This window comes from Flavobacterium rhamnosiphilum (assembly GCF_004349195.1).
Lineage (GTDB): Bacteria > Bacteroidota > Bacteroidia > Flavobacteriales > Flavobacteriaceae > Flavobacterium > Flavobacterium rhamnosiphilum.
The window spans coordinates 1-25748 of the sequence record NZ_SMLG01000007.1; the positions used below are offsets into that span (position 1 = coordinate 1).

Here is a 25748-nt window from a genome sequence, read left to right on the forward strand (position 1 = left end):
CTGACCGTAACGCCTGCAACCTTGTCTATAGCTAATACAAACAGATCTAAAGTATATGGTAAAATCCTGACTAATACAGATTTTGGAGGAAGCATGATCGATGTTGTAGCGGGGGATAATATAACTCTGACTCGCAGTAGCACAGGACAAGGGATAGCAGCAACAGTGGCAGGTTCTAACTATCCTATTGTGGCCACACTGGCTGATCCAAGTAACAGGCTTGCAAACTATAATGTAACTAATTCTGATGGAGCTCTTACCGTAACCCAAGCAACAACTGGTATTACTGTTACCAATGCAAGTGGTGCTTTAGGAGGATATACTATCCTTACAGCTAGATTACAAGATGTTTCAAATAGCCTTTACTTAAACGGTAAAACCGTAACATTCAAGCTAGATAGTGCTACAATAGGTACATCAACCACCGATGGATTTGGGGTTGCTAGTATGACAACTAACGCCTGCATTAATGGCGCTACTATTCAGGCAGATTTTGCAGGAGACTCAAATTACTTAAGTTCAAGTTCAACAAATACAGCTACATTAACAGTTACGCCATCAACTTTTGTATGGAGTGGAACTAACGTAACCGGCACTCCTCAACAACTTCCAACAAGTGGAAGCTTAAATATTACTCCGACAATAACATTTACAGGAGTAACTTTAACTAACGTTTCTATAGAGTGGGGTGATTCTTTTACTACTCCAATATCAGGAGCTATCACTAATTCAGTCACATCAAGTCATAATTATTCAAATCCGGGAGTATATGCCCCTAAAATTACGGGAACTGATGTTTGTTTAAATACTGTCACGAGTATTTATCAATATATTGTGATTTATGATCCCAATGGTGGTTTTGTAACGGGTGGCGGATGGATTAATTCCCCAGCAGGAGCTTATAGAGCAGAACCTTTATTAACAGGTAAAGCCAATTTTGGATTTGTAGCGAAATACAAAAAAGGTTCCACCATACCGGATGGAAATACTGAATTTCAGTTCCAGGCTGGTAATCTTAAATTTAATAGCTCATCTTACGAGAACATGTCTTTAGTAGTTGGGGGAGCTAAAGCAAGCTACAAAGGTATAGGAACCATTAATGGAGCGGGTAGTTATAAATTTATGTTAACTGCTATTGACGGTAACGTAAGTGGAGGAGGTAATGTGGATAAACTCCGTATGAAAATTACGAACATGACAGGTGTTGTTATTTATGACAATCAAGTAAATGCATTAAATACCGGTGATAATGCTGATCCAATAACAGCGCTTGGTGGTGGTTCTATAGTAATACATGAGGCGAAGAAAAATACAACTGCAAAAGTGGTAATTGTTGAGAAAACTCCAGAAATTGTACCATTCACTATAACGGCATACCCAAACCCATCTACCCAATATTTTAGTATTGACATAAAAGGCGGTAGCAATGAAAAAACGGAAGTGATGGTATATGATATATTAGGCAGAATGGTCAAACATATTGAGAATGGTGATAGCCAAGAAATCAAGTTTGGTGAAGAGCTTCCATCAGGTACATATATTGCGATTATCAATCAGGGTGTGAAACAAAAAACGGTCAGACTGGTGAAAAAGTAAAATTGTTTTTGTGAAGATGGTTTAAAAAAGTCATCCCGATTATAAAAGCGGGATGACTTTTATTTTTTTCAGTTTTGGCTCATCCATGATTAAAGTTTAACTTTTTAGGGTAACATTCTAAATGGTTAATTTGTAAAAAAAAAGCACTCTGAAATTTAATCTCAGAGTGTTTTTAATTTATTTCATAAAAATCGGTTTATAGAAACTCACCGTGTTGAGAAATATCTAAACCTAATTCCTCTTTTTCTTCACTTACTCTTAGTGGAGTTATTTTGTTTACAATAAAGAAAAGGAAATAAGATGCTGAAAATGCAAATGCTGAAACGATTACTAAAGCAGTTAATTGGTTTAAAAATAATGTAGCATCGCCAAATATAAGTCCTTGATTATCTCCTACCACTGAGTTAACAGTTTTAGAAGCAAACACACCTGTTAATAACATACCAACCATACCACCAACACCATGACAGGCAAATACATCTAAAGCGTCATCAATTTTACCTTTAGGAAATTTACTAACCACTAGATTACTAACAATACTGGCAAATATACCGATAAACATGGCATGAGGGATAGTTACAAAACCTGCAGCAGGTGTAATTGCTACTAAACCTACAACGGCTCCTATACAAGCTCCCATTGCAGAAAGTTTGTGTCCAAGAATTTTATCAAGAAATACCCAAGCCATTCCGGCAGCTGCAGCAGCTACAGTTGTTGTACCTAATGCTTGTACAGCTAAACCATTAGATCCTAATGCTGAACCTGCGTTGAAACCAAACCATCCAAACCACAATAAGCCAGTACCTAACAGTACGTAAGTAATACGGGCAGGATTAACTTTTTGTATTTTTCTTTTTCCTAAGAAAATTGCTCCAGCTAGTGCAGCCCATCCCGCACTCATGTGAACTACTGTTCCTCCAGCGAAATCCAAAACTCCCATTTTAAAGAAAATACCATCTGGATGCCAAGTCATGTGTGCTAATGGAGCATAAACAAGTAATATGAATAATACCATAAATAATAGATAAGCCCAGAAACGAATTCTTTCTGCAAAAGCTCCAGTTATTAAGGCAGGTGTAATGATTGCAAATTTTGCTTGAAATAAAGCAAATAACATAAAAGGTATTGTTGGAGCAAGACTCCAAGCGGTATTGGTACCAACACCTTGAAAAAATAAATTAGGTAACGGATTACCAATTATTCCTCCTATTGAAGGGCCAAATGATAAACCAAAGGCTATAACTACCCATAAAACGGTAACAATTATCATAGCCATAAAACTTTGAAGCATAGTACTGATAACATTCTTTTTTCCCACCATTCCTCCGTAGAAGAAACCCAAACCAGGAGTCATTATTAATACAAGTGCAGTTGCAACGATCATCCAAGCGGTATCGCCGGTATCAAATTTTACAGCTTCTGTTGGAGCAGGGCTGTCAATTATGAAATAATTAGAAAAAAGGGTTAATACCAAAATCGTGATTAATAGCACACTTAAAATAATTTTTCGCATTGTTTTTTAGTTTTAAATTTTGATAAAAATATAAAAATCATCAATAGGCCCCTTTGAAAAAATAGTTTAATGTTATATTTTTATCATTTTTACAATATGACCCCTATTTTTTTATGGGTATATTATAATTTAAAGTTAAAATTTGTAATTTGTTAAACTAAGGTTAAGAGAAATTATCGGTTTAGGAGATTATATGGTAATCATTCTAAGAATTAATAGGTCTATATCCTAACGGTTCTATATTTTGTTCTAAAAGTTGAATATCGTTTAAAAAAATTGCACCAATTGAATTAATTCAATTGGTGCAATTATTTTAAAGTAAATAAATAATGTCTTTATTTTAAAAGATGCTGACTTAAAATTTTATAGACTTCATTGATATTGTTACCTCCTTTACCAAATTGTTTAACAATCGGTGTATTATCATTATTGAGCCAAATTTTTAATTCGGCATCCATATCCAATATTCCGGCACTTTCTTTAGAGAATTTTTTGATGCTCGAATACGGAATTGACATATAATCGACTTTGGTTCCAACCAATTGCTTTTCGACTAAAATCAGTCTTTTATTGGTAAAAATAAACATGTCGCGGATGAGTTTGTACGCTTTCTCAATTATTTCCCCTTCTATTAAGATTGGCTCAAATTCATTCGAAACATTTTCAATGTTTACTTCGGATGCATTGCCTAAGATGGCATTAAATAGTCCCATTATATTAATTATTTTTGATTGTATTTTGTTTTGTATTTACTGTTCAACTTTGTTTGATGCGTTTCCAGGCTAATCATTCTTCCTTGAATAAAAGCATTGGTCAATTTATTGGTTCTCATGTCTAAAGCATCTCCTTCAGATATAAATAACGTGGCATCTTTTCCTTGCTCTAAAGTACCACATTGGGTATCAATTCCTAGTATTTTAGCAGTATTTGATGTTATTAATTGCAAAGCTTGTTCTTTATTTAGGCCATATGCAACACACGTTCCAGCTAAAAAAGGTAGGTTTCGAGTGTTCATACGTTCCATATCTCCACTGTTTTCTAAACCTACCAGCACACCTTTGTCAGTCAGTATTTTTGCTAGTTTATAAGGTAAATCGATATCATGGTCGTCATTTTCAGGCATTTGATGTACTCGTTTTAATAGTACTCCGATGTTGTTTTTTTGTAATAATTCAGCCGTTTTATATGCTTCGTATCCACCAACAATTACCATTTTCTTAACTCCATTTTCTTTTGCAAATTGTACTGCATCGATAATTTGTTTTTCCTCATTGGCATGAATGTATAAAATCTGGCTTCCATCAGATAACCCTTTTGTAGATTCCAAAGTCAAATTTCGATCCTTTGAACTATCGCCTAAATAGGCTTTGGAATTAGATAAAAAAGAAGATAATTCCAAAACTTGTTTGGCATAATCCTTATTGGCTTCAATACTTCCTGGTTCAAACCAAGAACCGCTTCTTCTAAAACTAGAAGGGAAGTCTATATGAATTCCATCATTTTCTTTAATAAGAGCATCTTTCCAGTTCCAGGCATCCAGTTGAACAATTGATGAAGTTCCTGAAATTCTTCCGCCACGCGGTGTGATTTGAGCCATTAAAATCCCGTTAGGTCTTACTGTTTCTATTACTTTAGAGTCAGCAGTGTATGCAATAATACTTCTTACATGTGGATTCATATTTCCAATTTCGTCTTCATCATCAGAAGATTTAACGGCATCAATTTCAACTAAACCCAGTGTTGAATTAGGAGCAATAAATCCCGGATAAACATGTTTCCCTGCGGCGTCAATAGTAATGTCATACGCGCCTTCTCCAAGTCGAATCACTCTGGCATCTGCTACCAAATTAATTTTCCCGTTAACGAATCCTATAGCACTGTTCTCGATTACTTCACCATTTCCTAAATGTGCCGTAGCATTAAGAATTAGAACCGATTTTGATTGCTTAGGAGCGGGTGTTTGTTGTGCTTTTGTAAGTATTGATAAACTAAATACCAATAGCAATATATATGTTTTTTTACTCATCATATTTATATTTTTTTATTTGGAATTGCTTTGCCTTTTTTGCAAAAGCGCTCGCAGTGAATCTTAGATTTTAATTTTTATTGTTCTAAAGTATCACAGTGGTATTCTTTTTTCTCCGCTTTTTTAGGCTCTTGAGTAATCATTCCTTTATTCTTTTCTTGTAATAATTGACCGATTAACTCATTTCGTTCTTTAGCAATAGCTACTCTTTGTTCTTCATCTTTTTGAAGATCATAATAAACTACACCTTCGATTAACGTTTTTTCAGCTTTGGCATAAATAGATAACGGATTGGTATTCCACAATACAATATCGGCATCTTTACCCACTTTTATACTTCCTACTTTGTCGTCGATATGCAATAACTTTGCAGGATTTAAAGTCACGAATTTCCAAGCATCTTCTTCTGAAACATTACCGTATTTCACTGCTTTTGCTGCTTCTTGATTCAATCTTCTGGACATTTCAGCATCATCAGAATTATAGGCTACTACAACTCCGGCATTATGCATAATTGGACCATTGAAAGGAATGGCATCATTTACTTCAAATTTATATGCCCACCAATCTGAGAAAGTCGAGGCTCCAACACCGTGTTCTTTCATTTTATCGGCAACTTTATATCCTTCAAGAATATGGGTAAACGTATTGACTCTAAAATCAAATTTTTCGGCTACATTCATCAACATCAAAATTTCAGATTGCACATAAGAATGACAAGAAATGAAACGCTCTTTATTTAATATTTCAGCTAATGTTTGTAGTTCTAAATCCACTCTTGGTGCTTTCCCTTTTCCTTTTTTACCAGTTGCATTGTAATTTTTCCAAGCAACATCGTATTCTTTAGCACGTTGGAAATAATCCGTAAAAACCTGTTCCACACCCATTCTGGTTTGAGGAAAACGAGTAGGATTAGTGATTCCCCAGTTTGCTTGTTTTACATTTTCTCCCAAGGCAAATTTGATAAATCCAGGTTGGTCTTTGTAAAGCATTTCATCTGCCGAAGCGCCCCATTTCCATTTTACAATCGCTGAACGACCACCAATTGGATTTGCAGATCCATGTAGTAATTGAGAAGTGGTAACTCCACCGGCTAAGTCCCTGTATATATTAATGTCTTCAGAATTCACTACATCTTGAATGGTTACTTCGGCGCTGGAATTGTGCCCGCCTTCATTTACACCATTAGAAATTGCAATGTGAGAATGCTCATCAATAATTCCGCTGGTTAAATGTTTGCCTTTGGCATCAACAATTGTTGCTGAAGCGTCAGAAATATTTTTTCCAATAGATGCAATTTTTCCGTTTTTAACCAACACGTCAGTTTCTTCTAAAATACCGTCTTTTTCGTTTGTCCAAACAGTGGCATTTTTAAACAATAGTGTTTGTGTAGTTGGTTTTTTCAAATTGCCATAAGCAACATTTGGAAATGTTGTTGGAATAATCATGTTATTTTTTTCCAATTTCAAGGAGTCGATTGGTTTTATAAAAGGAGCCGTTCTTACAGCAGACCATTTTACCTCATTTCCATTGAATAAAATTGCTTTTCCTGAAAGTAATTGGATGTCATCGATATATCCAATTAATCTGGAGAAAGTTGTTTTTGTTGAATCCATAGATTTCATTACAGTTGAAATCCAATTATTAGAAACCGTAAGTTTTGAACTAACTTTTTTGGAATCAATCGTCGTAATTATCGATTTTGGAGCAGTAATATCGCCACTAATTTTCCATTTGTATTGTTGATTAGCTACACTTAAATCGTAATCACCACGAATATCTTTAATTGTTATATCGGTAATAACAAATTTGTTACCCTGAACCCAGTTTTCGTAAAAAATTGTTTTCTCCTCAAAAATTTCACCGGATGTAATAACAAAATTGGCTAAACTTCCTGTTTTCAAACTTCCTATTTCGTTGCTTTTTCCTAAAATAGCAGCGGGAATAGTGGTCAATGCTTCTAATGCTTTCGTTTTATCAAATCCGTATTTAATGGCTCTTAATAGATTCGGTCTAAAATCTTCGAGTTTCTTTAACTTGTCAGTCGTCAAAGCGAAAACAATTCCATTATCGGTTAAAACTTTAAGATTGGTTGGTGCCTGATTCCAAAAACGCAAGTCTTTCAATTCCATTTGATTGGCTTGGTTGGGATCAGAAACATCATAAGCTTCCGGGAAATTGATTGGAATAATAAATTTCGAATTTGTTTTTTTGATTTCTTCAATTCGTTCAAATTCATTTCCGTTTCCTTTCAATACATAATTTAAGCCAAATTCTTTCGCTATTTTGGCTGCTCTCAAACTGTTTAATTTGTCTTCAGAAGCAAATATTTGAACTAATTTTTCATTATTGGATAAGGCTTCCAAGGATAAATCTTTGGTTGTGGCATTTCCTTTTTTGTACCAATCCAAATCTAAATACATCTGGCGAAGTAATGCCATCATTCCCATCAATGAGCTTGGATAGGCTTGATTTGTGGTGGCACTTTTAGTAAACGCAAAATGATTGGTTACTTTATCAGATAATAATTGGGTGCTTTTATCAAAATTATTCAAAGCGATCAGCGTTCCTGATCCGCGAGCAATTCCGTCCTGGACGTGAGTTCCCACGACACCAAATCCTGCTTTTAATAATTCTTCGGCTTTAGTTTGGTCGTATTTAAAGCTTTCATATCCATTTACTTCTGAACGAATACTTTCATTCCAATAATACCCTGATCTTTTGGTATCATATAAAGGATTCCTTTCAGTACTGGTAATTCCTTTTGGTTTTTCAATCCCAAAACTGGTGTACATATCAATAAATGAAGGATAAATTGATTTTCCATCTAAGTTGATTATCATGCAATTTTTAGGAATGGCGATGTTATTTCCTGCACCAATAACTTTTCCGTTTTGAATCAATAAGGTACCCTTTTCAATAATTTGTGTTGGTGTAACATAAATTTTTGCATTGGTAAAAGCGGTAAAATTGGTGTTTCTGTTTTGAACACTTTCATTATTGGGAAAGTATTCTTGTGCATAGGTTTTTGGCAATAAAACACTGAAATAGAGTAGAAGTAAGATTTTTTTCATAGTATAGTTTCTAATTATTCTCTAAAAGTAAAAAAAAGGAAATGTTAAGCATTATTTTTTTTGATTTTAACAGTTGTTTTTTGCAGAATTTGAATATTATTAAGCTACTCTATCATACTATTCTAATTATTTTGACATAAATCTGTACTATTCTCTATCGTTTCTAAATTTTGTAGGATTAATTATAGTAATTAAAAATGTTTTCTCTAATTTTAGAATCAAATAAGTAAACATGCTAGTTAAAGTTTTTGGAAGCGCTGTTTTTGGAGTGGAAGCCACAACAATTACCGTAGAGGTGAATATCGATAAAGGGATTGGATATCATTTAGTTGGCTTGCCTGATAACGCCATCAAAGAAAGTAGTTACCGGATTGCGGCTGCACTCAAAAATAACGGATATGCCATGCCGGGGAAAAAAATTACCATCAATATGGCTCCAGCTGATTTACGTAAAGAAGGTTCTGCTTATGACTTGACTTTAACTATTGGAATTCTTGTAGCTTCTGGGCAAATAAAAGCCGATGAAGTTGACAAATACATCATCATGGGGGAACTTTCCCTTGATGGCAGTCTTCAACCTATCCGAGGCGCTTTGCCTATTGCAATCAAAGCCAAAGAAGAAGGTTTTAAAGGTTTTTTTCTTCCAAAGCAAAATGTAAAAGAAGCTGCTATTGTGGCTGGTTTAGATGTGTACGGAGTCGAAAATGTACAGGAAGTGATTGATTTTCTCGAAGGAAAAGGAACTCTTGAGCCAACAACAATTGACACCAGGGCCGAATTTTATAAAACCTTAGATTTTCCTGAATTTGATTTTTCGGATGTCAAAGGACAAGAAAGCATCAAGCGTTGCATGGAAATTGCCGCTGCCGGAGGGCATAATATTATTTTGATTGGTCCGCCGGGTGCCGGAAAAACAATGTTAGCGAAACGGTTACCCAGTATTCTTCCGCCGATGACGTTGCGGGAAGCATTGGAAACAACAAAAATTCACAGTGTAGCAGGAAAATTGAAGGAAGTAGGTTTGATGAATCAACGCCCTTTTCGCAGTCCACATCATACCATTTCAAATGTGGCATTGGTTGGTGGAGGAAGTTATCCGCAACCGGGCGAAATATCGATGGCGCATAACGGCGTTTTGTTTCTGGATGAGTTGCCGGAATTTAAGAGAGATGTTTTGGAAGTGATGCGTCAACCCTTAGAAGATAGAGAAGTGACTATTTCTCGTGCGAAATTCACGGTTACTTATCCGTCCTCGTTTATGCTGGTGGCGAGTATGAATCCGAGTCCAAGTGGTTTCTTCAATGATCCCGATTCGCCCCAAACTTCTTCGCCTCACGAAATGCAACGGTATTTGAGTAAAATATCAGGACCTTTATTAGATAGAATTGATATTCATATTGAAGTGACTCCCGTTCCTTTCGAAAAATTATCGGAAGACCAAAAAGCAGAAAGCAGTGTTGATATTCGCAAAAGAGTGACTGCGGCTCGAGAAATTCAAACGGAACGCTTTGAGCAAATGGAAAACATCCATTATAATGCGCAAATGAATACCAAACACATTCGGGAACATTGTGCTTTGGATGATGCTTCAAAGCAGTTATTGAAAACCGCTATGGAACGTTTGAATCTTTCGGCACGAGCCTATGACAGAATTTTGAAGGTGGCACGCACGATCGCCGATCTTGATGCGGCGCCTACAGTAATTTCCAGCCATATTGCCGAAGCCATTCAGTATAGAAGTTTGGATCGTGATGGTTGGTTGGGGTAGTTAGTGGCTAATTTTATTATCCTGCAAGGTCTTTTTTTGACCTTGTAGGTATCCTAAATATACCTACAAGGTCAAAAAAAGACCTTGCAGGAGTAAAAAAGTCAATTTTGTATAAAGTAATTTTAATAATAGAACTATCAATGCTTCACAAAGTCCAATGCTTTTGCTCCTAAAAGTCTTAGACTCTTAGGAAATAGTTTCGGTTTTCAACCGACTTTGGTTTTCAAATGTTTGAATTTTAAGGTCAGTCAGAGACTGAAAAACACATACTCAAAGTCGGAGATTTTGCGTAGCAGATTGCGTAGCTTTTTTTTATTAATTTTAACTATAATTTCAAGAATACGGATAATATAATCAACAGTATAAAAGAGCATTGGGATACAATTTTAATAACAGTTTTAGCAATCGTAATCTTCTATTTTGTTTTTCGAACTAAAATGAAAAAAGAAAAGTATAGAAATAAATAAGTCAAAAAAGAGATTTCGATAGAAATCTCTTTTATTTTTGCCAAATGTTAGAAATTCTTTACCAAGACGAATATATTATAGCAATTAATAAACCAAGTGGATTGTTGGTCCACAAATCATTTTATGCGCGCGATGCAAAAGTGTTTGCTATTCAAGAATTGAGAAATCAAATAGGAGGGCAACACGTTTATCCTATTCATCGGTTAGATCGCAAAACATCTGGTGTCTTGTTATTTGCGTTGGATGCAGCCGTTTTAAAAATTATGAATGATCGTTTTGCCACACGCGAAGTCGAAAAAAAATATTTAGCAATTTTACGTGGTTGGTCACCCGAAGAACTAACGATTGATTATGATTTAACCAATGATGATGGCATTATACAAAATGCAATAACCTACTTTCATCGATTGCAAAGTACCGAAATTGAGTTAGAATTTAACAATCAACCAACGTCACGATATTGTTTGGTAGAAGCGATTCCTGAAACTGGACGTATGCATCAATTACGAAAACATTTCAAACATATTTTTCATCCCATTTTAGGAAGTCGTCCACATGGTTGTAACAAACAAAATAAATTATGGTTGGAGAATTTTGAACTGAAAGGAATGATGCTTCATGCACATCAGTTAATTTTTAATCATCCAATAACAAATGAACAACTAATCTTGAATGCAAAGATTAATGAAGAGTTTAGCAGAGTAGGTAATATTCTTAATCTAGATTTGAATAAGTATGAAATCGCCATGACAGAAGCTGTCGCAAACACCAATGAAGATCTGGCGATACCATATTCCTATAAAAAACAAATATTATCTACATATGAATAGAATAATAATTTGTAAATTAATGCTTTAAATTATTGTTGTATTTTGAAACAACAGTTTTCAGTATAAAGATGAGCAGATTTCAGATTTTTGATCAACGATTTTTAATTTCAGATGTTTATCACAACGTTCCGCGTTGCAAACGCTATAATTTGTCTCTTAATTTAAGTAAGTACTCGTTGCAAACGAGCACCAGAGTGGTAATTTCTTGAAACGGCGGTTATGCGCTGGTCATTTCTTATGTTGAATCTTTGCTGCATCTTTATGATTTCCGCGTTCAATTGCAGTAATAATATTGTGACAAGGATTACAAAGAGAAACTAATGTAAAAAGCGGCTCATTTTTTCTAAATATCCCTACAGTATGATGAACTTCATATGCAGTTGCATTTAAACAAGATTGGCATAAATTTTTGTCTCTTTCCAAAACCAATTTCCGTTTCAATTTCCATTCATCAGATTTTAGATATTCACCATAATCATCCCAAAACGCGTCACGTCTTTTTTCAGACCTTCGTATTTCCATCTCCTTGAGATGCTCACGCAACTCTTGTTTTAGCTTTTCTGTTTTTTCTCTGATGCTATTGTCAAAATATGCAAGTTCTGCTTTATTGTAATTGGATTTTTTTAAAGCCGATCCATTCTTCCTTCCACATGATTTACATTGATTATATACAGTATAGCTTTCGGGTTTCGTATAATAATCAGTTTCGTCTTTGTAAAATATTACGGGTTCATCTTGCGGATGAAAGCAACACGATGAAGGATATTCTACTGTTTCATAATTGCAATTAGAGCAAACAAATAGCTGTGCAATTATCATATCAGTACTTTTCATTTTTTCATGAATACATTCCATAATTACTGTTGTTTTATGCATTCCAATTGGCGACTAGCGCATAACTAATATATAGGTCTGACAAAATCATACAAAGCCACCCAATTTAGGGTAGAAATGTATCATAAAGCTCATACTTTACTTTATTCCAAATATATTAATTTTTTCTTACAAATCATCTGGCTATTTTAGATTTGTGGGAGTAACTTGCAAAATGCTATTTTGAAAGTAAAAACGCTCTAAATAGCCCCGATAGAAATGAAAAACCTAGTAAGAGCTGGTGTTCAGCTCTTACTAGGTTTGTAATGTATAGCGGGAAAATACGTTCTTAAAAAACGAAAATATTCTGCTCCTAAAAAAAGAAAATATATTTTCTTAGTTGTTATCTATTAGAACGTCTGTCATTATTTTGACTTGGACGTCTTGGACCAAAACTATTGTTGCTGCTACGGTTTGTAGTATCCGTTTTTGGTTTCTTAGGAGTCGAATTGCGTTGTTGCCTTCCTTGACCTTGTTTAATAGGTTCTGTTGAAGCGTTAGGGTCTGGCTCAAAACCTTTAATGTTTTCTACAGGTAATTTCATGCCCACCAATTTTTCTATATCGCGTAAAAAGACAGTTTCGTCTGGACTAAATAACGAAATAGCTTCTCCACTTGCTCCAGCTCTACCAGTTCTACCAATTCGGTGAACGTAATCTTCAGGAATATTAGGCAATTCAAAATTTACCACATGCGGTAACAACGGGATGTCTAAACCTCGCGCTGCAATATCTGTAGCGACTAAAGCGGTCAGGCTTCCGTCTTTGAAACCCGCTAATGCTTTGGTTCGTGCGCCCTGCCCTTTATTTCCGTGAATGGCAGCTGCTTTGATTCCGGCACTAATCATGCTTTCAGTCAGTTTATTGGCGCCTTGTTTGGTACGGGTAAACACCAAAATTTGTTTCCAGTTTCCTTCAGAAATAAGTTTAATGATCAGTTCTGTTTTTTTCTCTTTGGCAACAGGATATACTTTTTGAATGATAGCATCCACGGTTGTGTTTTCCGGGGTCGCTTCAACATGAACGGGATGGTGCAAAATGCCCATGGCCAATTTCTTAATGTCTTTTGAAAAGGTTGCCGAAAATAGTAAGTTTTGCCTTTTTGAAGGTAATACTTTTATAATACGCTCAATGTCTCGTACGAAACCCATGTCCAGCATACGGTCTGCTTCATCCAAAACTAAGATTTCAACTTTTGCCAATGATATTAATCCTTGATTTTGCAAATCGATTAGTCGACCTGGAGTGGCGACTAAAATATCGACACCTTGACGCAATTGAGTCACTTGTGGGTTTTGGTTTACACCTCCAAAAATAACGGTACTGCGTAAGTCTAAGAACTCACTGTATTCTTTAATATTGGCAAGTATTTGTGCTGCCAATTCTCGTGTTGGAGTCAATATTAAGGCACGAATAGGTCTGCGACTTAAGTGTTGCCCTTGTGATAATATTTGTAAAATAGGTAGTGTAAAACCGGCTGTTTTCCCTGTTCCTGTTTGTGCGGATGCTAATACATCTTTACCTTCTAAAACTGGTGGAATTGCTTTTTGTTGTATTGGAGAAGGGGTTGAATATCCTTTTTTGCTGATGGCTTTTAGTAAAGCATCAGATAAACCTAATGAGTTAAATGACATAAATGGTGTTTATGAAGTAAACACAATTATTTAGTTTACTTCTTTAAGTGGGCGCAAAGGTACTGCTAATTTTTCGATGTACTTTTGATTGCTTGATTTTGTTTAAATAAAATCATAGTACTTCGTTACAAACAATAGTCGAGACGTTAAATAATTATGGTAAATTTAAAGGGGGAGCTAAAATTGTTACATGACTGTCCTTAATTCGTGCCCAGTCTTTTTTTTGCCACAGATTTCACAGATTCACACAGATTTTATAAGCATTATTAAAGGAATCTGGATGAAAAGGTTTACCATATAAGGAATATAAGAACAGATAAGTTATTGCTTTTTACATCCTGCTTAAATGACCTTATATTCCTTATATGGTTAAAATTAAATGCTGTTTATCTTAGAATATAGTCATCTATCTCAACTCCGAAAAGGTATTTCCTTGCGTGATATCACCCGTTTTATAGCCTTTCATAAACCAATATTTACGTTGTTCTGAAGTTCCGTGAGTAAAGGATTCCGGAACAATATGTCCTTGTATTTTAGATTGAATCGCATCATCACCCACAGCATGAGCTGCGCTTAAAGCTTCATCAATGTCACCTTCTTCTAATATGTCATTCATTTTTTGGTTGTAATGCGTCCAAACTCCAGCGTAAAAATCAGCTTGTAATTCTAAAGCTACAGATAATTTATTGGCTTCGGCTTCACTTTTTCCTTCTTGCATTTGTCTCATTTTACTGGAAGTTCCCAATAAAGTTTGTACATGATGTCCTATTTCGTGCGCAATTACATAGGCGGTAGCAAAATCACCTCCTTGAGCTCCAAATCTTGTTTTCAGCTCTTCAAAGAAAGCCAAGTCCATATATACTTTTTGATCACCAGGACAATAAAAAGGACCCGAAGCAGAGGTAGCATTACCACAAGCAGTTTCTACTGCATCAGTAAACAATAGTAAATTGGGTCTTTCATATTGCATGTTATTTTCCTGAAATATTTTTCCCCAAACATCTTCTGTATCTACTAATATCGCTTCTATAAATTTGCCTTCTTCAATTTCCGCTGCAGTTAAGGCTCTTTGTTCAGTGGGAGTGCTTTGTCCTTGATTCATTTGTTCTAGTATTGGAGTTAGCATTTGAGCATTTTCTCCACCAAAAAGATTCAATAACAAGATAATAATACCAATAATTCCACCTCCTATAATTGTTTTTCCTCCTGAGGACATTCCTCTTCGGTCTTCAAAATTTTCACTTGAACGTCTACCACTCCATTTCATATTGTGTTATTTTTAGTTGTTATTAAAAAACGTATATACATAAAAGTATAAAATTTTAAACGATAAATATTCTTTTTTCGAAGATGTTAACTGGTCCATTTAGAAATTATTTCTTCAATGATTCCTTTTACTATTGGTTTTGAGATATAATCATTCATTCCTGCCGTAAGACATTTTTCTTTCTCTTCTTTTTCTGTACCTGCAGTTATTGCAATGATGGGAACATTTTGTCCAGATTTTAAGGTTCTAATTAATTGGGTAGCTTCATATCCATTCATGATTGGCATTTGGATGTCCATGAAAATAATATCTGGATTTATCGTTTCAAATTGCTCTACCGCATCTTTGCCATTTATAACTTCAAAAATAGCGGAATTTATAGGTACGTTTTTAATGATTGTTTTAAGCAATAGCATATTGATTTTATTGTCCTCAACAATCATTATTTTTATTTTTTTTGAGCTTTTATTTGATTTGCCTACAATTTCATTAGTAATAGCAGGAATTGTAATTTGCTTTACATCTTCTGATATTTCATTACTAATTTCTAAATCTAAATAAAAATAAAAGGCGCTGCCAAAATTAACCGTACTTACTAATTGCAAATGCGAATTCATTAAACCTAATAATTGGTTTGAAATGGTGAGGCCTAAACCAGTTCCTCCGAATTTTCTTGTTGTTGAGCTGTCTTCTTGAGAAAAAGCATTGAATATTTTCTTTTTGTTTTCTTCTTGTATTCCAATCCCCGTATCAATAACTGTAAAAAGAAATTTGGCTCTGGAATCATCTATTTTTTCAATAATGGAAACATTTAATTTTATAGAGCCTTTTTCTGTGAATTTTACTGCGTTAGATAAAAGATTAATTAATATTTGTTTTAAACGAACACCATCTGTCCAAAAATATTTAGGAACATCGGGTGCTATATTCAGTTCTAAACTTAATTTTTTTTGATTGGATTGATATACTATTAAATCCATAATTTGATTCAATAGTTCCTTAATGTCATATTTTTCAATGAATAAATCGAGTTTTCCGGCTTCTATTTTTGAGAAATCAAGAATATCATTTATGATATATAATAAAGAATGAGCCGATTGATTTATGGTTGTCATGTATTTCTCTTGGGTTTTTCCAAGATGAGTTTTCATTAACAAATCAGTAAAACCAATAATTCCATTTAATGGCGTTCTGATTTCATGGCTCATGTTAGCAAGAAATTCTGATTTTGCTTTGTTGGCAGCTTCCGCTAATTCCTTTGCTTTAATAAAGATTTCTGCTTGTTTTCTTTCCGTAATATCGATAAAAATACCTTCTATAAATGCAATTTTTTCCTCTTTGTAAATAGCATCTCCAAATTCTTCTACCCAAACAATACGGTTGTCTTTATGTATAATTCGGTACGTTAAGTGAATGGCTCTTTTATTTTCTATTGCCTTTTTTTGTGCTGCAATTGTATTTATTTTATCCTCAGGATGAATTAAGTCAATGAAGGATAATTTATCGGTAAGAAAATCAGATTTCAAATAACCAGTAAGTTTTTCTATTTCATCGTTAAGATAAATTTTGGTGTTATTCTCATCATATTTCGATAAATAGACCGTCCCGGGAATATTATTCGCTAATAATCGGAACTTTTCGTCACTTTCATTAATAGCAGTCTCGTTAGCAATACGCTCAATCGAAGACGCGATGTTACTGGCTAATGTTTGTAAAATATTTACTTCATCTTCTGACCAGTATCTTTCATTTTGAGTATCATCAAATCCTAAAAAGCCATGAAATTTGTTTCTCACAAAAATTGGAAAAAGAATTAATGAGACTACATCTACGTTGGCTAATTTATTCCTCAATGAAATATTTTCGATTTTTGGTATTACTGCTCTATATATTTTATTGTTTAAAAGTGGCGTTATCAGCTCTTCAAAGTACGCATGCGGTAAATTTTGAAGCTTAATATTATTCTCAGTTAATTTGAGATTATTGATTATCCATCTGTATTTTTGACTTATTAATCCCGTATTTTCATCATTTTCATAGTAATAGGCTCTATGGGATTTAGTTGCTTTCCCCATAATTATAAGTACATCCGAGAAAATATCGTTTATATCTTTACTGTTCAAAAATTTCTCTGTGCAAAGAGCCATTGCTGATAAAAGTTCACTCTTGTATTCTAATTTCTTTTCCGCTTCGTATCGACTGTGTGAGATTATTGCTAGAGAAATAATATCAGATATTGTTCTGACAAAATTGACATCTTCATTATCCCAATTTTTGTTTTCAGATGTAGTTTCGAAACATACTATTCCAATTAATTCCCCATCTATAAATATAGGAATGTCAAGTAAGGATTTAATTTCATTTTGTGAAAAATAATTTTCAGTAAATTCCGATGTTTTAAATTTATTGAAAACATCTGAAACACTAATAACTTTTTCACTTTTAATCGCTTCAAAATAGATTGGATATTTTTCTTTTTCTAAAATAAATCCTTTGCTAAAAGTATGTTTTTGTAATTCATATAAATTTTTACAGATGATTTTATCCTCAGTATATTTCCAATAACTTACCCGATTGCATTTTGAAATTATTGCTGCGGATTCAATGATTTGCATTATGCCATAGTCCAGATTTTTATAATTATTGAAGTTTGTAGTCGATAATTGTTTAATCGTTTTGTTGTACTCTTCTACTTTTTCCTGACGAATTTTATTTTCAAATTCAATATCTTTAAATTTAGTTATATCTCTTGCTATACCGGAATAACCGATTACCTTACCTAAATCATTTCTACGTATAATCACTTTTTGAGAAATCCATAGTATTTCCCCATCATTTTTTAATAAAGGAATTTCAATTATAGGGAAATCATGTTCGTTTTCTTCCAAATTTTGATAAAAACTCATCATTTCATTGATATAGTCCGTTCGTATAAATTCGGAATAGTTTCGGGTTAGAATTTCTTTTTCTTCATAGCCTAAAACTTTAATGGTAAAGTCATTAACAAATGTAAAGTTCCCATCATCATCTACCTCAAAAATAATATCAGTAGCATTTTGGATCAAATTTTTATATTGATCCTGAATGTGAATCTCATTGGTAACATCTTGTCCAATTCCTATGATTAAATCGTCCGAAAATTTTTTATCGTTCCATTGGATGTGTTTGTATTCTCCGTTACTACATTTAACTTTCCGGATAAATACCTCGTCTTCCTTAAACTTTGGATGATAATCTTCCCCATAGAATTCAGGGTCTTCCGTGACTTTCCAGTAGCCCAATCCCATTACTTGCTCAACAGAATAACCTAAAATAGTTTTTACATTTTCGCTGCAAAAAACAATTTCACCTTTTCTGTTTGTTGCCAGAATAAGCGAATTCCCTTTATTAATAATTTGATTATTAAAACGAGATTCAACATCAATGTTTAACAATGATATATGGTGAATGTAATTTATAATCAGAATTATGGTCGAATAGATAAATAGTGCAATGTTTGTCTTTAACGGGATTATTTCTAATATAGAAGTGACACCTAAGAAGATAAAAACAGCCGCAACAAAATACCAATACACTTTTATGGGGCTTAACACATTATAAGCAAAGAAAAAAGAAACAACAAATGCTGTTATGGGTATAACATCAGTTGGGGAATAAATTAGATTGCGGGATATAAAACAAAAATAAATTAAGAATAGCGCAATGAAAATTTGTTTAATATTTCTAAATACAATAGCCGACTTGGTACTTACAAAATACAATAAAATTAAAGAAAAGCCAATAGTACAATTGGGCACTAATAAACTGATAGGCCTAATTTTAAAAATTTCAAAAATCACTTCTATTGAAGGAAGTATGATACCTAAAAAGAGGAGATAGAGTTGGTATTCTTTGTTTTTTGAAGCAGTTTCTGTGCCATTTTCCAGCAGCTTACTTTTTAATGTAGCTTTTATTTTATAAATTTTATAAGCCAGGAAAATAAATAGAACAAGAATTATAATCCATAAAGGATTACTCATTATAAAAAAATTAGAAGCCCAAAATAAAACAAATTTCGAGTTGAAAACAGTCAATAGGCTACAGTATAATACCATAGAAATATTTTGATTAGATTTGAAAGGCTAGTTCTGGGATTCTATCTTTATGGATTTCAATGTAAGGATTTATTTTAAATAAAAAACCAAAATTTATTAAAATTTAAATTTCAATAAATTTTGGTTTTGAGCTATAAAAAATGTTTTTAGTTTCTGTTTTCAATCCCAGTTTCAGGATCAAATCCTATTATTTCGCTATAAATAGCATAATATAATGAATACATAAACGGAATAGTAAAAACGATTCCAATACAGCATCCAATTAATCCTACAAAAGTAGCTATGATTCCAATAACAAATAATCCCAGTAAGACTATTGGTTGTTTAGAAACAATTAAAACACTGGCTTGGATAGCTTCAACAGCTTTCAGATTACCAAAAATAATAAGTGGAATTGTAAGGAACGTAAAAAATGTAGTGAGTATAGTAATTAAAAACCCAACAAACGGTATTTGTGCATAGTCAAGTAATTCTGGAATGCCAGTACTCAATAAAGAAATTAATAATATTGCAATAAATAGTTCTTTAAAATAAGGAGCTTTGTAATATTCAAACATCGTTGACACATGAAATTCTTCATCTCTTTCGGCACAATACGCCATTTTGATTAATCCAGCAGTAAATGGACTAAGCAAACACGTTATTAATATAGTGACTCCTGAGAAAATTAACATGGAGTTTAAACTTAAATTTTCCGGTTGTAAATTTTCAGCTTTTAATTTTTCTAAAACAGTTTCGGAATCAAAAATTGAAAGAGCTATTATAGCTAACAAAATACTTATCAGAATAATACCCACAAACAATATTAAACCGCTATACAGTGCAATTTTTTTATAATTTTCGAATGCATGGTTGAAGACATTTCCAAAATCTAAGGTGTAACCATTCTTTTTTATTTCCTCAATTCGGTCTTGTGTAGTTCTAATCATTTGGTTTTGGTATTATTTGGTTTGTTAGTTTTTTATTTTTTAAAATAGACTTCTTCAAAAGGAACTCTGAATCGTTCCCCATATACGTCTTGTTCTTCCCTGATTCCGCATCCTAAAATCATATTTATTTCTGAAGATGCTGGTAAATGTAATATTTTTTTAATTCTCAGCGAATCAAAACCTTCCATTGGACACGGATCATAATTTATGGCTGCCATGCTTATCATAAAATTCTGCGCTGCAAGTCCCGAGCTTACTGGTTTTTTCCTTGGCTACAACCATTTTAATACTTTTTGAATGGTTTTTAATTTGTCTTTATAAGGCGCATAACGCATCGGTAAATCCAGCCAAGTTCCTTTTTTTACAATAGCTTTTTTATGGGAAAAAATATCAAAACTTAGTTTTCCATGATACGCTCCCATTCCGGAATTTCCAACACCGCCAAAAGGCAGGCGATTGTTAGCCAAATGAATTACCGTATCATTAATGCAACCGCCACCAAAAGAATATTTTCGCAACACTTCATCGATAAAAGATTTGTCTTGGGAAAATAAATACAAGGATAATGGTTTTTCGAAGCTCGAAATTATTTTTTCAATATCTGATTTCGATTGATAAGAAAGTATAGGAAGTATTGGTCCGAAAATTTCTTCTTTCATCACTACACTATCCATATTTGGCTCGTCAAGCAAAGTAGGAGCGAGGTACAATGTCTCTTTGTTAGATTGTCCGCCAAAAAGTATGGTCTGATTTTCCAATAAGCTTAATTGACGCTGCCAGTTTTTGAGGTTGATAATTCGGGCAAAATCAGATGATTCTTCCGGGTTTGTTCCAAGTGCTTTTTCAATTTCTTGAATCAGTAATTTCACGAAAGTATCCTTCATTTTATGGTGTACCAATATATAATCAGGAGCAACACACGTTTGTCCGGCGTTTATGATTTTTCCCCACACAATGCGTCGGGCACTTAATTCTAAATTAGCCGTTTCATCAACAATACAAGGACTTTTTCCTCCCAATTCCAGTGTGACTGGCGTTAGGTTTTCGGCAGCTGCTTTCGCCACTATTTTCCCAACTGCAACACTTCCGGTGAAAAAAATATAGTCCCAACGTTTGTTTAATAATTCCTGTGCGATTGTTGCATCTCCAGTTACCACAACAACATCTTTTACCGCAAAAGTTTCGCTTATAATTTTGGAAATAATATTCGAAGTATTCGGAGTAAGTTCCGATGGTTTTAAGGTTACTTTATTCCCGGCGGCAACAGCAGCAACCAGCGGACATAAGGCTAATTGAAACGGATAATTCCAAGGAGAAAGGATCAATACATTTCCGTAAGGTTCACTATAAATATAATCGGATGACGGGAAATTCAAAAGAGAAGCGAAAACTTTCTTTGGCTTTGCCCAAGAATCCATTCTTTTTATGGTTTCTTTTAAGTCACTAATCACATAGTTGGTTTCGGTTAAAACAGCTTCAAAAGCAGGTTTTTTAAAATCATCGTACAAAGCCTTAATGATTGCCTCTTCATTTTCTATAATGTTGTGCAATAGTTTTTTAAGGGATTCTTTTCTATAACTGATGTCGTTCTTGTGTTTCATAGGATGATTTTAAAATTTGTAGAACCGTTATTTTAACCCAAGTCTGTATCCTATATAAAAATCAGCTTGTTTTGTGTCGCTTGTTAAAGCGGTTACTACAGAACTGGATCCCATATAAAAACCATACACTCTAAATCCTAATCCACCAGTTGTACCTGAAATCTCATTACTGGCCCATGAAGAATAAACCTCAAAGTTTTTTAATGAAAATCGTGGCGTAACAGAAACTACATTTTGAGTTGTTATTTGATTATCTTTAGTATCATCTCCTAGTTTTTGTTGGGTATAAAGTGCCACAAAAAATTTAGGAACTACTTTTATATCTGCATAAGCGGAGAAAACAGCAGGCAGGTTTACTTTGAAACTTTTACTGGATTCCGTTTTAGTTAAATAGCCATCGTTTTGTAAAATGGTTTCTACTTCTTGTAAATTTTTGGCATCTTGAAATTGGCTTAAAGCCAAACCATTTGGATTTGCTGGTGTCGATTGTATATTTAAGGCATAATCCGTGGATGAGTTTGCTTCATCCTCAAAAGTCATTCCTCCAATATTTCGTACTGCTAAACCTGCTTTTATTTTGTAACTGTCTTTGTCTTTCCATAGATAATTTACGCCAAAATCAGCGGCAACTCCGTTTATTTTTCCAAAAACAGATTCTGAATAATTACTAAAATCAGTAAAACCATCTTTAAAGTTTCCTGAATAAGCAATGTTGATATTTGCCTGGGTATTATTTAGATAGGCTTCGGCAGCAATATTGTTGATGGTTCCTTGAAATTTATCTACCCCTAAATTCGTGTAAGAACCTGGGAATAGTAATTTTAATGTGGCACCGGCATTGAATTTATGGGTTTCATTTTCGAATAGGTTTCTTGCTAATGAGAATCCTACTTCTCCCCAGCTTGTTCCGTTTAAACGCTGATTATAATCATTACTTATCGTTGAAGAACCAACAATGTTATCGGAATTAATCGCATCAGCAAGTTTTGGATCTATATCAATAAGATTTAATTTTGCAGTTGCTTTTGTTGTAATGCCAAATGCCCATTTATCCAATCTCATGGCAAAACCAGGACCATAAATTTCAGCATCTACACGCATGTTTACAGGATCATTTCCTTTAAATAATAAATCTTCGATATTTTCTCCGTTAACGATATCACTAAAACCTATTTTATCGTTGGCAACATTTATACTCGTTGAAAAAAGATTTACTTCATATTTAGAACTTAAATTGGATAGTTCTGCCGGATTGATACTGGCATTAAGTAATCCGACTCTGTTAGACATGTTTACTCCTGAAAAATGGTCTTGAGCAGCCATATTCAAAAAAGAAATGAAGCAAAAAATCAGGTATTGTTTTTTCATAAAATTTGGTTTTTGTGAATGTTTAATGTTGGGTTTATGGAATGAATAAAAGTAAAAATACTGTTTTTTAGTATTAAATAGCATTCCAAATCACATCATCCGGTGTTGGCGCGATGATTTCTATATTTTCTTTGGAAACTGGATGTGTGAAAACTAATTTTCGGGCATGCAAATGGATTCCTCCATCAGGATTGCTACGGTCAAAACCATATTTTAAATCGCCTTTTATCGGTGAACCAATAGCCGAAAGTTGAGCCCTGATTTGATGGTGTCTTCCCGTATGAAGATTAATTTCCAAAGCGAAATAATTGTTGAGTTCTTTGATTATTTTATAATCTAAACTGGCTAATTTGCTGTCAGGAACTTCTTTTAAATGCGCTTTTGAAGTATTATTTTTTTCGTTCCTTTTCAGGAAATGAACTAATTTATCTGTTGGATTCGAAGGTTTGTTTTTGACAATACACCAATACGTTTTTTGAGTTTCACGATTGCTGAATAATTCATTCATTCTCGTCAACGCTTTACTGGTTCGGGCAAAAACGACTATTCCGGTTGTTGGTCGGTCCAAACGATGTACCACACCCAGAAAAACTTCTCCGGGTTTGTTGTATTTGTCTTTGATGTATTCTTTCACCACATCAGATAATGGTTTATCGCCGGTTTTATCGCCTTGCACAATATCGCCTACACGCTTGTTTACCACAATAAGATGATTGTCTTCGTGAAGAACTTGAAGGTTATTTTTATTGGAAACTATTTTCATTTTTCAATTCCCCTTTGGGGTTTAGGGACTTAATATTGTTCGCTGGAATTAGGGAAATCACTTGATTTCACATCGGCAACATACTGACCAATGGCAGTTGTCATTCCTTCGTATAAATTCATGTATCTTCTCAAGAAACGCGGGCTAAATTCATTGTTCATTCCTAACATGTCGTGAATCACCAAAACTTGTCCGTCAACACCGCCACCTGCACCAATCCCAATTACTGGAATCGAAATACTTTGGGCCACTTTCTCAGCTAAATGAGCAGGAATTTTTTCTAATACTAATCCGAAACAACCCAATCTTTCCAGCAATTTAGCATCTTCTATTAGCTTATGTGCTTCTTCTTCCTCTTTGGCACGAACCGTATAGGTTCCAAATTTATAAATAGATTGTGGCGTTAAACCCAAATGTCCCATAACTGGAATTCCTGCGTTTAATATTTTCTTGATAGAATCTTTAATTTCTTTACCACCTTCCAGTTTTACGGCATGACCACCACTTTCTTTCATGATTCGAATGGCAGAACGCAATGCTTCTTTAGGATCTGATTGGTAACTTCCAAAAGGTAAATCTACAACAACCAACGCTCTTTCGATTGCTCTCACCACAGATGATGCGTGATAAATCATTTGGTCCAATGTAATAGGCAAAGTTGTTTCATGACCGGCCATTACATTCGAAGCAGAGTCACCTACTAAAATGACATCAATTCCAGCGGTATCAACGATTTTTGCCATGGTGTAATCGTATGCGGTAAGCATGGAAATTTTCTCTCCATTGGCTTTCATCTCAATCAGTGATTTTGTAGTAATCCTTTTATAATCTTTTTTTGCGACAGACATATTTGTTGTTTTAAGATTGTAAAGGTAATAAAATGTATATTTTTAACTCAAAAATGTAACAGTAATGTTATTTGTAGAACCAATTAATTAAACTAAGAAACGATGAAGAAATTTTTATTGATTTTTGTGTTATTTATATCCGCTAATTCTCAGGCTCAAAATCAAGAAATTCAAAAAGTGGTTGAATTTTTTTTTGAGGCTTTTCATGCCAAGGATACTTTGAAATTACAGGCTCTTTGTGAGGATACAATGATTTTACAATCCATTACTGAGAGTACCAAAGGCAATAAATTATCCAATGAAAAACCACAAGTATTTTTTAAATCGATAGCTTCTATTCCTGCCGAATTAAAGTTTCAGGAAAAAATTCTGAGTTACTCCATTCAAGTCGATGGAAGCATGGCGCACGCTTGGACACCTTATGAGTTTTATCTAAATGGAAAATTAAGTCATAAAGGAGTGAATGCTTTTACACTTTTCAAAAAAGATAACGTTTGGAAAATCGTTCATCTTATTGATACCCGAAGAAAGTAGTTTTGATGTCAATGGGCTTTCAAAAGAATTTAACAATACAAATTAATACGTGTCGTCATTCAAGTCTGACTCTTCCTCATTTGCTTTTTTGTAATCATTGTTTAAAAAATGGGTGTATTTTTTTTTCTCCTTTTGATTTTTTCTAATAAGAAATACGATCAAAATTATCATACAAAAGACTACTATGCCAACTATTACCCAATTGATTTCCATCGATTTTGATTTAAGAATATAGATTAAATCTACTATAAATAGTTGAATTTTAGATTATCAGTGTTTTAATTTTAGGTTATGTAAATAAAAGAACTATTTCTAACCCGTTGGGTGTAATTAGTTTTTAATTATAATTTTCGTCAGTTCGAGTGATTTTCGTTAGAAAATCGTATCGAGAACAAGAAAATTTGGAATTAAAAACGGTTCTCGATACATTTTTTGTTCCGTTTTACTACACAAAAAACACTCGAACTGACGTTTTGAATAATTAGACTCAACGGGTTATTTCTGATATTTAGCAAAGTTTGGTTCAAAACTAGGGCAATAATTTGTTATTAATAAACCGAATTT

The 25748-nt window shown here is 33.8% G+C and carries 17 protein-coding genes and 1 pseudogene; 4 read left to right on the forward strand and 14 right to left on the reverse strand.

Annotated elements, in window-relative coordinates; all coding sequences use genetic code 11:
* Positions 1–1596 (forward strand): T9SS type A sorting domain-containing protein (locus E0I26_RS10265; RefSeq protein WP_131916393.1); only part of this gene is annotated, 1596 nt, incomplete at its 5' end.
* Between the two features lie 196 nt (positions 1597–1792).
* On the opposite strand, the gene E0I26_RS10270 is transcribed toward E0I26_RS10265, so the two are convergent.
* The 4 genes from E0I26_RS10270 to E0I26_RS10285 form a co-directional block, all read right to left on the reverse strand.
* Complete coding sequence (locus E0I26_RS10270) at positions 1793–3109, reverse strand: ammonium transporter (protein ID WP_131916394.1); 1317 nt, start codon at positions 3107–3109, stop codon at positions 1793–1795.
* Positions 3110–3444: 335 nt separating this feature from the next.
* Complete coding sequence (locus E0I26_RS10275; protein WP_131916395.1) at positions 3445–3822, reverse strand: PH domain-containing protein; 378 nt, start codon at positions 3820–3822, stop codon at positions 3445–3447.
* A gap of 8 nt (positions 3823–3830) precedes the next feature.
* On the reverse strand, positions 3831–5135 hold the full coding sequence (locus tag E0I26_RS10280; RefSeq protein WP_131916532.1) for an amidohydrolase family protein: 1305 nt from the start codon (positions 5133–5135) through the stop codon (positions 3831–3833).
* A gap of 77 nt (positions 5136–5212) precedes the next feature.
* Positions 5213–8209, reverse strand: a complete 2997-nt coding sequence (locus E0I26_RS10285) for an amidohydrolase family protein (RefSeq protein WP_131916396.1) — start codon at positions 8207–8209, stop codon at positions 5213–5215.
* Positions 8210–8441: 232 nt separating this feature from the next.
* On the opposite strand from E0I26_RS10285, the gene E0I26_RS10290 reads away from it, so the two are divergent.
* The gene (locus tag E0I26_RS10290; protein ID WP_131916397.1) at positions 8442–9977 is read left to right on the forward strand and encodes a YifB family Mg chelatase-like AAA ATPase; all 1536 of its coding nucleotides are present in this window, start codon (positions 8442–8444) and stop codon (positions 9975–9977) included.
* 511 nt (positions 9978–10488) lie between these two features.
* Positions 10489–11274 carry a pseudouridine synthase gene (locus E0I26_RS10295; RefSeq protein ID WP_131916398.1) on the forward strand — a complete coding sequence of 262 codons (786 nt, stop codon included), beginning with the start codon at positions 10489–10491 and terminating at the stop codon, positions 11272–11274.
* A 228-nt stretch (positions 11275–11502) separates the two neighbouring features.
* Here the strand turns inward: E0I26_RS10295 and E0I26_RS10300 are convergent, their stop codons facing one another.
* From E0I26_RS10300 to panB, 10 genes and pseudogenes are all read right to left on the reverse strand, one after another.
* Complete coding sequence (locus E0I26_RS10300) at positions 11503–12129, reverse strand: HNH endonuclease (protein WP_131916399.1); 627 nt, start codon at positions 12127–12129, stop codon at positions 11503–11505.
* A 361-nt stretch (positions 12130–12490) separates the two neighbouring features.
* Positions 12491–13780 (reverse strand): DEAD/DEAH box helicase, encoded by a 1290-nt coding sequence (locus E0I26_RS10305; protein WP_131916400.1) that lies wholly within the window; start codon positions 13778–13780, stop codon positions 12491–12493.
* Positions 13781–14186: 406 nt separating this feature from the next.
* A complete protein-coding gene (ypfJ, locus tag E0I26_RS10310; protein WP_131916401.1) occupies positions 14187–15047 on the reverse strand; it encodes a KPN_02809 family neutral zinc metallopeptidase in 861 nt (286 codons plus the stop codon).
* 86 nt (positions 15048–15133) lie between these two features.
* Positions 15134–19066 carry a PAS domain S-box protein gene (locus E0I26_RS10315; protein ID WP_165929436.1) on the reverse strand — a complete coding sequence of 1311 codons (3933 nt, stop codon included), beginning with the start codon at positions 19064–19066 and terminating at the stop codon, positions 15134–15136.
* A gap of 221 nt (positions 19067–19287) precedes the next feature.
* Positions 19288–20070, reverse strand: a complete 783-nt coding sequence (locus E0I26_RS10320; RefSeq protein WP_235831754.1) for a DUF2189 domain-containing protein — start codon at positions 20068–20070, stop codon at positions 19288–19290.
* A gap of 32 nt (positions 20071–20102) precedes the next feature.
* Positions 20103–20324, reverse strand: a pseudogene (locus tag E0I26_RS10325) (nitroreductase family protein); the annotation flags it as partial.
* An 18-nt stretch (positions 20325–20342) separates the two neighbouring features.
* Positions 20343–21671: an aldehyde dehydrogenase gene (locus E0I26_RS10330; protein ID WP_131916403.1), complete on the reverse strand. Its 1329-nt coding sequence runs from the start codon at positions 21669–21671 to the stop codon at positions 20343–20345.
* Positions 21672–21698: 27 nt separating this feature from the next.
* The gene (locus E0I26_RS10335; RefSeq protein WP_235831755.1) at positions 21699–23039 is read right to left on the reverse strand and encodes a hypothetical protein; all 1341 of its coding nucleotides are present in this window, start codon (positions 23037–23039) and stop codon (positions 21699–21701) included.
* Between the two features lie 73 nt (positions 23040–23112).
* A complete protein-coding gene (locus E0I26_RS10340) occupies positions 23113–23802 on the reverse strand; it encodes an RluA family pseudouridine synthase (protein ID WP_131916404.1) in 690 nt (229 codons plus the stop codon).
* A gap of 29 nt (positions 23803–23831) precedes the next feature.
* Entirely contained in the window at positions 23832–24650 is an 819-nt protein-coding gene (panB, locus tag E0I26_RS10345; RefSeq protein ID WP_131916405.1) for a 3-methyl-2-oxobutanoate hydroxymethyltransferase, read from the reverse strand.
* A gap of 102 nt (positions 24651–24752) precedes the next feature.
* Between panB and E0I26_RS10350 the strand changes: the two genes are divergently transcribed.
* Positions 24753–25184 carry a Cif family virulence factor gene (locus E0I26_RS10350; protein ID WP_131916406.1) on the forward strand — a complete coding sequence of 144 codons (432 nt, stop codon included), beginning with the start codon at positions 24753–24755 and terminating at the stop codon, positions 25182–25184.
* Positions 25185–25748: the final 564 nt, after the last annotated feature.

Excerpts from the sequence above, each read along its gene's own strand:
- E0I26_RS10285 (WP_131916396.1), bottom strand. The coding sequence starts at position 8,209 with ATGAAAAAAATCTTACTTCTACTCTATTTCAGTGTTTTATTGCCAAAA.
- E0I26_RS10295 (WP_131916398.1), top strand. The coding sequence starts at position 10,489 with ATGTTAGAAATTCTTTACCAAGACGAATATATTATAGCAATTAATAAA.
- E0I26_RS10330 (WP_131916403.1), bottom strand. The coding sequence starts at position 21,671 with ATGAAACACAAGAACGACATCAGTTATAGAAAAGAATCCCTTAAAAAA.
- E0I26_RS10315 (WP_165929436.1), bottom strand. The coding sequence starts at position 19,066 with ATGAGTAATCCTTTATGGATTATAATTCTTGTTCTATTTATTTTCCTG.
- E0I26_RS10290 (WP_131916397.1), top strand. The coding sequence starts at position 8,442 with ATGCTAGTTAAAGTTTTTGGAAGCGCTGTTTTTGGAGTGGAAGCCACA.
- panB (WP_131916405.1), bottom strand. The coding sequence starts at position 24,650 with ATGTCTGTCGCAAAAAAAGATTATAAAAGGATTACTACAAAATCACTG.
- E0I26_RS10300 (WP_131916399.1), bottom strand. The coding sequence starts at position 12,129 with ATGGAATGTATTCATGAAAAAATGAAAAGTACTGATATGATAATTGCA.
- E0I26_RS10335 (WP_235831755.1), bottom strand. The coding sequence starts at position 23,039 with ATGAAAAAACAATACCTGATTTTTTGCTTCATTTCTTTTTTGAATATG.
- E0I26_RS10320 (WP_235831754.1), bottom strand. The coding sequence starts at position 20,070 with ATGATTAGAACTACACAAGACCGAATTGAGGAAATAAAAAAGAATGGT.
- E0I26_RS10280 (WP_131916532.1), bottom strand. The coding sequence starts at position 5,135 with ATGAGTAAAAAAACATATATATTGCTATTGGTATTTAGTTTATCAATA.
- E0I26_RS10305 (WP_131916400.1), bottom strand. The coding sequence starts at position 13,780 with ATGTCATTTAACTCATTAGGTTTATCTGATGCTTTACTAAAAGCCATC.
- E0I26_RS10270 (WP_131916394.1), bottom strand. The coding sequence starts at position 3,109 with ATGCGAAAAATTATTTTAAGTGTGCTATTAATCACGATTTTGGTATTA.
- E0I26_RS10350 (WP_131916406.1), top strand. The coding sequence starts at position 24,753 with ATGAAGAAATTTTTATTGATTTTTGTGTTATTTATATCCGCTAATTCT.
- E0I26_RS10275 (WP_131916395.1), bottom strand. The coding sequence starts at position 3,822 with ATGGGACTATTTAATGCCATCTTAGGCAATGCATCCGAAGTAAACATT.
- E0I26_RS10340 (WP_131916404.1), bottom strand. The coding sequence starts at position 23,802 with ATGAAAATAGTTTCCAATAAAAATAACCTTCAAGTTCTTCACGAAGAC.
- ypfJ (WP_131916401.1), bottom strand. The coding sequence starts at position 15,047 with ATGAAATGGAGTGGTAGACGTTCAAGTGAAAATTTTGAAGACCGAAGA.